We start from the raw sequence: 2,941 nt of genomic DNA, 5'->3' as shown, positions 1-2,941 counted from the left end.
TCGCCCCATGCCGGCGACCATCTCCTCAAGGTAGGCGCCCAGTGCCTCGTCCAGCTTCTTGAGCTGCGCGGGTGTCATCCCGACCGTAGATCACGCCTGCCACCCGCCTTCAAGTGACCGGGTAGTATTAGTGCAGATGCGAGGCGCGCTATGCAAAGAGTTCGCCGCCTGCTTGCGTACGGGCCGGACCCAGCGTCGGCCCAGCAAGCGCAACGACGTGGGCGGACAGTCGCGCGCTATAGTGATGCTCAGCCAGAGGCCGCCGGAATCCGAGGACCGCGCCGTCGTGGGCCACTGGGAAGGGGACCTCATCATCGGCAAGGCCGGCAAATCCGCTGTCGGCACCCTCGTGGAGCGCAACAGCCGCTACTTGATGTTGCTTGAGTTGCCGCACGGCCGGACGGCAGAGCGTGTCCGCGAGGCCCTGACAGTGCAGATTCAGCGGCTGCCCGAGCACCTGCGCCGCTCGCTCATGTGGGACCAGGGCAAGGAGATGGCCGAGCATGCACACTTCACCATCGACACCCAGGTACAAGTCTACTTCTGCGACCCGCACAGTTCCTGGCAGCGCGGCAGCAACGAAAACACCAACGGTCTCCTGCGCCAGTACCTCCCCAAAGGGGTAGACCTGAGCGCCTTCTCCGGCAAGCAACTCGACGCCATCGCGCATGAACTCAATGGGCGCCCGCGTCAAACGCTTGCATGGCGAACACCTGCCGAAGTGTTCGCGTCAGCTGTTGCGACAACCGCTTGAGACTGCCCCTGGCCATGCCCACCAAGAATCGCAACAGAGCAAATGGCCCTCATTGCGCGCGCAGGTAGTCCCGCACGTCAACGAGCTCGTATTCGGGGGAGGTCTCGGCGACGAATTGGAGGATGGGCAGGTGGCCCGCGCCGATGATGAGCAGGACGCGCTCCTCTGGTGCGGACATGAGCCGCTGGAGGTTGCGGAAGATTCGCAGGTTGCGGTTGTACCAGGCCGTCCGCAGGTCCACGCCGAGGTAGCCGTCCTCTCCGTCCACCTTGAAGTGGGCGATGGAGTACGCGCCGTGCCCCTGGCGGATGCGCTCCGGTGAGTTCACGTAGCGCAGGTGGTCGATGAGCGACTGACGCGTCTTCAGCTCGTCGTCATGCGTGTAGAGCTGGGTGAAACGCGCCTGCCACTTCGGGTCGAGCGTCGCGACCTGCTTTTCATCCACCGCGTAGTACAGTTGGTCGAGCACCTGATGCGGGGCCGAGTCGATGGCGTAGACCTTCGGGTGCCCCAGCTTCTTCGCCAGCCGGAAGCCCACCTGGTCGACCTCATTCGCCGTCAGCCCGGCGCGGCCTGCCACATAGTCCTGGTACTGGGCATCCAGCTTGTCCTGCTGGGGGACGTTCACCTCCACGGTGATGCGCGTCGGCTGGAACTTCGCCAGCGCTTCCACCAGGGCCTCGACCTCGCGCTGCCGCTCCGGAGAGAGCACGTCCAGCCGGTGCTGGGGCTTGTACTCGTCCAGCCCCGCGTCCTCGAAGTGGAACGTCCCCAGCATCATCAGCCGGGACTTCGGCTCCTTCGCGCCGAAGAAGTCAGGCGGGCTCTTCTCGGAGGCTTCGGGCTTCGGGACCGGCGCGGACGCACAGGCGAGCAGCGGGCCCAGCAGGCACAACCAGAGCAGGCGCTTCGGAATCTGGGACATGGGAGGTTCTGGGGTAACGGGGGGATGACGGCTGTCCCCGCTACGCGCCACGCCCGGCTTGATTGCACTCCGAGGCACCAGGCGCGTGAAGACCGTTGCGCCCCGGGCCGGGCCCTCATCCTGCGCCGCCCCTTCGAGCCTCAGGCCTCGAAGAATTCGGTGTTCGGTGTCGCGTCCAGGTAGGGCTCTAGTTCCTCGGCGATGTCATCCGGTAGCAGCCGCAGCGCCTCCTCGCGGAAGGCGGCGAAGTCGCCGCTGGAGATCGCGGCCCCCAGCGACGACTCCGGGAGGGCGTACTGGTCGACCTGCTCGAACGCCGACAGCGCGTCGCCGTACTCCTGGATGAACTCGAACGCCGCGTCCCCGCTCATGCCAAACGCGGCGAGCGTCTCGAAGAGGAATCGGGCGTCGCCCTTCGGCTCGTAGCTCCCGAGGTCGTCGGAGAAGGCGAACAGCGGCGGCTCCGTCTGGGTGAGCAGCTCGCGGATCTGCAGTGGCGCCAGGCCCAGCGCCTGCATCCGCTTCCCGTAGCCGCTGCTCGTGCCCCCCAATAGCAACTGCACCTCGGCTTCCGAGAGGCCGAGCGTGTCCTGGAGGATGTCGGTCACCTCGTCCACGGAGAAGTCCTCGAGGTCGGGGCCCAGGTCGCCGTTCAGGAAGCTGCCCACCGCGCGGAGCGCCTCTCCCGCGACCGTGGCCACCACGTCGCCCGCGGTCCCCGCCACCGGGACGAAGCCGGCGATGTCGCCCGCCAGCGACACCACCGAGCCGGCGAGGTTGAACACGTCGCCCGCGGAGACGCCGTCCCGCAGTGCCTGGACGTCCTGAGGCGATGCGGCCGTCCTCCGCTTGCGGCAAGCGCTCCTGCCTCAGCGCGCTACGCGCCCCGTAGCGGCACAGCCGTTCCACGCCCTGCCTGTCGTTGGCGTGAAGGTGCGTGTTGGCGTGCGGGGAAGAACCTTCCAGCAAGGCGCATCGGGGCTGCTTTCAGGGGGGCCGCACAACCAGCGTTTCGAGGGTCCTACGTATGAAGGGCGGACCGGGGTTCCCGCCGTGCGCGACGACGTGTCGCCGCGGGCTGGGCCCGGTGGCCGCCGTTCCCCAACTCGCCCCCTCTTCGCTGGCGCGGCCGCGCGAAGCGCCTGTCCTCAGGCGTTCCTCAACGAAAGTACATTCACCATGCAGATGCAGAAATGGCTCGTGTCGACGGTGCTCGGACTCACCCTCGTGGGAGGCGCCGGCTGCGGCCCCCAGGAGCAGCC

2 protein-coding genes and 1 pseudogene are annotated in these 2,941 nt (G+C 67.3%); 1 reads left to right on the top strand and 2 read right to left on the bottom strand.

The features are described 5' to 3' along the window. Window positions 1–118: 118 nt before the first annotated feature. Window positions 119–754: pseudogene (locus tag D7W82_RS39090) on the top strand (IS30 family transposase); the annotation flags it as partial. 49 nt (window positions 755–803) lie between these two features. Here D7W82_RS39090 and D7W82_RS39085 read toward each other — a convergent pair. Beyond that, window positions 804–1,679, bottom strand: coding sequence for a DUF5694 domain-containing protein (locus tag D7W82_RS39085; protein ID WP_120623109.1), 876 nt, complete (start codon window positions 1,677–1,679; stop codon window positions 804–806). A 140-nt stretch (window positions 1,680–1,819) separates the two neighbouring features. After that, window positions 1,820–2,464, bottom strand: a complete 645-nt coding sequence (locus D7W82_RS39080; RefSeq protein ID WP_120623108.1) for a hypothetical protein — start codon at window positions 2,462–2,464, stop codon at window positions 1,820–1,822. Window positions 2,465–2,941 lie beyond the last annotated feature (477 nt).

Source organism: Corallococcus sp. CA049B (assembly GCF_003611685.1).
Classification (GTDB): Bacteria; Myxococcota; Myxococcia; order Myxococcales; family Myxococcaceae; genus Corallococcus; species Corallococcus coralloides.
This window is presented reverse-complemented; position numbering and strand designations above follow the sequence as displayed.